The organism is Mycobacterium sp. (assembly GCF_050701675.1).
Classification (GTDB): Bacteria; Actinomycetota; Actinomycetes; order Mycobacteriales; family Mycobacteriaceae; genus Mycobacterium.
The window spans coordinates 1-4,539 of sequence record NZ_JBOGDD010000516.1 but is presented as its reverse complement, the minus strand read 5'-3'; the positions used below and the strand labels follow the sequence as shown (position 1 = coordinate 4,539).

The 4,539-nt window shown below is 66.8% G+C and carries 6 protein-coding genes; 5 read left to right on the top strand and 1 reads right to left on the bottom strand.

The window, feature by feature from the left end:
* The 5 genes from infC to ACRDUX_RS15530 form a co-directional block, all read left to right on the top strand.
* Positions 1-468: translation initiation factor IF-3 (gene infC / locus ACRDUX_RS15550; protein ID WP_526414914.1), on the top strand; the 468-nt coding region annotated here is incomplete at its 5' end.
* A 24-nt stretch (positions 469-492) separates the two neighbouring features.
* Positions 493-687: a 50S ribosomal protein L35 gene (gene rpmI / locus ACRDUX_RS15545; RefSeq protein WP_140694803.1), complete on the top strand. Its 195-nt coding sequence runs from the start codon at positions 493-495 to the stop codon at positions 685-687.
* A gap of 53 nt (positions 688-740) precedes the next feature.
* On the top strand, positions 741-1,130 hold the full coding sequence (gene rplT, locus ACRDUX_RS15540; RefSeq protein ID WP_526379371.1) for a 50S ribosomal protein L20: 390 nt from the start codon (positions 741-743) through the stop codon (positions 1,128-1,130).
* Positions 1,131-1,162: 32 nt separating this feature from the next.
* Entirely contained in the window at positions 1,163-1,909 is a 747-nt protein-coding gene (locus ACRDUX_RS15535) for a TrmH family RNA methyltransferase (RefSeq protein WP_526414913.1), read from the top strand.
* A gap of 109 nt (positions 1,910-2,018) precedes the next feature.
* Positions 2,019-3,623: a GMC family oxidoreductase gene (locus tag ACRDUX_RS15530; RefSeq protein ID WP_526414912.1), complete on the top strand. Its 1,605-nt coding sequence runs from the start codon at positions 2,019-2,021 to the stop codon at positions 3,621-3,623.
* A 7-nt stretch (positions 3,624-3,630) separates the two neighbouring features.
* Here the strand turns inward: ACRDUX_RS15530 and ACRDUX_RS15525 are convergent.
* Positions 3,631-4,539: acyl-CoA dehydrogenase family protein (locus tag ACRDUX_RS15525; RefSeq protein WP_526414911.1), on the bottom strand; the 909-nt coding region annotated here is incomplete at its 5' end.

Sequence of the window (4,539 nt, the reverse complement as noted above, 5' to 3'; positions counted from 1 at the left end):
TGCAAGATCATGGACTACGGCAAGTTCAAGTACGAGACGGCACTCAAGGAGCGCGAGTCTCGCAAGAACCAGCAGCAGACCGTCGTCAAGGAACAGAAGCTTCGACCCAAGATCGACGACCACGACTACGAGACCAAGAAGGGTCACGTCGTCCGCTTCCTCGAGGCGGGGTCGAAGGTCAAGGTGACCATCATGTTCCGCGGGCGCGAGCAGTCGCGTCCCGAGTTGGGCTACCGCCTCCTGCAGCGGCTGGGCGCCGACGTCGCCGATTACGGCTTCGTCGAGACGTCCGCCAAGCAGGACGGTCGCAACATGACGATGGTGCTGGCACCCCACCGCGGAGCGAAGACCAAGGCCAGAGCGGCGCACGACGCTGCTGCGCCACAAGCGCAGCGGGCCGCCCCTGCCCCCGCCGCACCCGTGGCGGCGCCGCCAAGCGAAGCACCACCAGCTCCATCCACGAACTGATTCATCACTAGAACCGAGGACTCAATGCCCAAGGCAAAGACCCACAGCGGCGCGTCGAAGCGCTTCCGGAAGACCGGCACCGGAAAGATCGTGCGCCAGAAGGCCGGCCGCCGGCATCTGCTGGAGCACAAGGCGACCAAGCGCACCCGTCGTCTCGACGGCCGCACCGTCGTGGCGGCGAACGACGCCAGCCGCGTGAACAAGATGCTGAACGGCTGAACCGACACGCCTTCCCAGGCCCGACTTGACCCAACGAGATTTAGGAACACCCCATGGCACGCGTGAAGCGCGCACTCAACGCCCAGAAGAAGCGGCGTACCGTCCTCAAGGCCTCCAAGGGCTACCGCGGCCAGCGCTCGCGGCTCTACCGCAAAGCCAAGGAACAGCAGCTGCATTCGCTGACCTACGCCTACCGGGACCGCAAGGCCCGCAAGGGTGATTTCCGCAAGCTGTGGATCTCCCGGATCAACGCTGCGGGCCGCGCCAACGGCATCACCTACAACCGCCTGATCCAGGGCCTCAAGCTGGCTGGTGTCGAGGTCGACCGCAAGAACCTCTCCGAGATCGCCATCAGCGACCCGGCCGCGTTCACTGCGCTCGTCGAGGTCGCCAAGGCCGCTCTGCCAGAGGACGTCAACGCCCCGGCCGGCGAGGCCGCCTGAGCGTCCAGCCGCTCACCGAACGTTCGGCCCGCGTGGTCGCGGCAGCCAAGCTGCTGCGGCACGTGGGCCGTAAACGTTCGGGCCTCTTTCTGGCCGAAGGCCCCAACCTGGTGGAGGCCGCGCTTGCGCGTGGTCTCGTCGCCGACGTCTTCGCGACCGAAGTCGCACTCGAGCGGTTCCATCACCTGCTGAGCTCGGCGCCGGTCAACGTCGTCACCGACAAGGCAGCGAAGGCGTTGTCGGACACGGTGACTCCCGTCGGCCTGGTCGCGGTGTGCACCACGCCCGAGGCCAGCCTGACCGACGTGCTCGACGCCTCGCCGCGGCTTCTGCTGGTGGCGGTCGAGACGTCCGAGCCGGGCAATGCAGGCACGTTGATCCGGATCGCCGACGCCATGGGGGCCGACGCGGTGGTGCTCGCGGGGGACGGTGTCGACCCGTTCAACGGAAAGTGCCTGCGCGCCTCTGCGGGAAGCATCTTCGCCCTGCCCGTCCTTTCCGCCCCAGACACTCCCGCGCTGGTGGCGGCCCTGCAATCCGCGGGTCTGCGGGTGCTCGCGACGACGCTGGACGGCGAGCTGTCCCTCGACGATGCCGAACTCTCCACACCCACGGCGTGGTTGTTCGGCGCGGAGGCCCACGGGCTGGCAACCGACGTGGCCGCGCTCGCGGACGCCCGGGTGCGCATCCCGATGCCTGGCAGCGCCGAGAGTCTCAACATCGCTGCGGCAGCTGCGATCTGCCTCTATCAGAGCGCCCGCGCCCTGCGCAGTCACTAGCGCGTCCAGCCTCTCGATTCCGCTACGCGGCACCCCGACCGGCGGTACTCTTCGGCGATACAATCGGAGCAGCATTTGTAATGCTCTCCTCGAGCCGAGGATGCGCCGCGTGACCCGATACGACTACATCATCGCGGGAGCGGGGTCAGCGGGGTGTGTGCTCGCCAACCGCCTGTCGGCCGACCCCCGCACGACGGTGCTCCTGGTCGAGGCAGGCGGCGCCGACCGCCATCCGCTGTTCCACGTACCCAAGGGCTCGGGGCTGCTCATGGAGAACGAGAAGTACGCGTGGCGCTACGCCACGACGCCGTTCGGACCCAACCAGAGAACCGAATTCTGGACGCGCGGCAAGGTACTTGGCGGGTCGAGTTCCATCAACGGCATGGTCTACAACCGCGGCAACCGGGGCGACTACGACCAGCTGGAGCGGCTGGGCAACAAGGGCTGGGGCTGGAACGACATCCTGCCGATCTTCAAGAGTTTCGAGGACAACGAGTTCGGGCCGTCGCCGACCCGGGGTGTCGGTGGGCCCCTGCACGTCTCGGTGGGGCGTGGCCCGGATGCCCTGTGCGGCGAGATCATCGGTGCGGGAACGGGCGTGGGGCTCCGCCACGTCGAGGACATCAACGAATCCGATGAGGCACGCATCGGATATGCCACCGCGACGATCAGGAACGGCCGCCGGGTCAGTGCTGCCGATGCCTTCCTGAAGCCCGTCAGACGGCGCGGCAACCTCGACGTCCTCACCAACACCACCGTCCGCCGGCTCATCGTCGAGAACGATCGTGCCGTCGGCATCGAGGTCGGCACGGCAGACGGCGCAACGGCCGAGTTCCGGGCGGGCTGCGAGATCGTGAGCGCCCTCGGCAGCATGGGCAGCCCGAAATTGCTGCAGCTCTCCGGCATTGGCCCACGCGCCATCCTCGAAAGGGCAGGCATCCCCGTCGTCCTCGACCGCGAACACGTGGGCCAGCGGATGCGGGAGCACCGCTGCTTCGCACTCCGGCTCAGGTTGAACGCGGACCTGGGCTACAACCGTCGGCTGGCAAGCAGCCTGGGTCAGGCGTCCGCCGCAGCACGGTACCTCGGCACCAGAAGGGGCATGCTGGCGACGCCGACGTTCGAGGTGCTCGCGTTCCTGAAGACGAACCCCGACGTCGAACGCGTCGATGGACAACTACTCCTCGGACCCTTCACGATTCCCGCCTATCAGGCGGGCGCCCCGATCTCCATCGAGCGCCAGCCCGGGGTGTCGTGTCTCGGCTTTGCGTTGCGTCCGACGTCGGAGGGGAACGTGACGATCACCTCGGCCGATCCCAACGCCCCGCTTCGGCTCGAACCGAACTACCTCAGCAGCGAATACGACCGCACCACGACCGCCAACTTGATCCGTAGGACGCGAGAGCTCTTCGCACAGTCGCCGATCGCCGACCGGATCGACCACGAGATGTTCCCCGGTCCGGACGTCCAGAGCGATGACGAACTGGTCGACTCTGCCCTCGACGGCGGTTACACGGGCTATCACGCCATTGGCAGTTGCGCGATGGGGCCGGGCGTCGACGACGTCGTGGACGACCGGCTCAGGGTCAGGGGAGTGGGCGGACTACGGGTGGTGGACTGCTCCGCGATGCCGATCATGTTGGCGGGCAATCTGAATGGACCCGTGATGGCCATGGCCGCTCGGGCCGCCGAGTTCATTCTGCAGGATCGGTAGCTCGACCTCAGTCGCTGAGCAGCCCCCGCGCCACGTGGGTGATCTGCACTTCGTTGCTGCCAGCGTAGATCATCAGCGACTTTGCGTCGCGGGCGAGCTGTTCCACCCGGTACTCGGTCATGTAACCGTTGCCACCGAAGATCTGGATGGCCTCCATCGCCACGTCGGTGGCCGCCTGCGAGCAGTACCATTTCATCGCCGAGGCCTCGGGTAGCGAGATCGAGGTACCCGCCTGGGCCGCCTCGATGACGCGAAAGAGCATGTTGCGCACGTTCATCCGCGCCACCTCCATGCTCGCCAGCTTGAGCTGGATGAGCTGGAACTGACCGATCTCCTGGCCCCACAGCGTGCGCGACTTGGCATAGTCGACGCAGAGGCGCAGGCATTCCTCGATCACCCCGAGGGCCATGGCGGCAACGCCGATGCGCTCGGCGGAGAAGTTCGACCGCGCGCTGTCGCGGCCGTCGCCCTTCTCGTTGTCCTCGGTCTCGCCCAGGAGGCGGTCCCGGCCCAGACGTACGTCGTTGAAGAACAACTCGCCGGTTCGCGAGCTGTGAATACCCATCTTGCGCAATGGCTTCGACTGAACGAACCCATCCATGCCCTTGTCCAGCACGAAGGTGAGCACCTTGCGGTCGCGCGGATCGACGTCACCCACCGTGTCTTCTGCGAGCTTCGCGTAGACGACGGTGACGTCGGCGTCCGGCCCGTTGGTGATGAACGTCTTCTGACCGTTGAGGACGTAGTCGCCCGTCCCGTCGGCGGCACGCCTCACATAGGACTTCATGCCCCCGAACGCATCCGAGCCCGAGTCCGGCTCGGTGATCGCCCACGCGCCGACCTTCTCGTACGTGACGAGGCCGGGCAGCCAGCGCTCCTGCTGCGCGAGCGTGCCGCGCGACGCAATGGTCGGCAC

What these genes read in the sequence shown, in the direction of transcription:
- rpmI (WP_140694803.1), top strand. Translation starts at nt 493, where the DNA reads ATGCCCAAGGCAAAGACCCACAGCGGCGCGTCGAAGCGCTTCCGGAAG.
- rplT (WP_526379371.1), top strand. Translation starts at nt 741, where the DNA reads ATGGCACGCGTGAAGCGCGCACTCAACGCCCAGAAGAAGCGGCGTACC.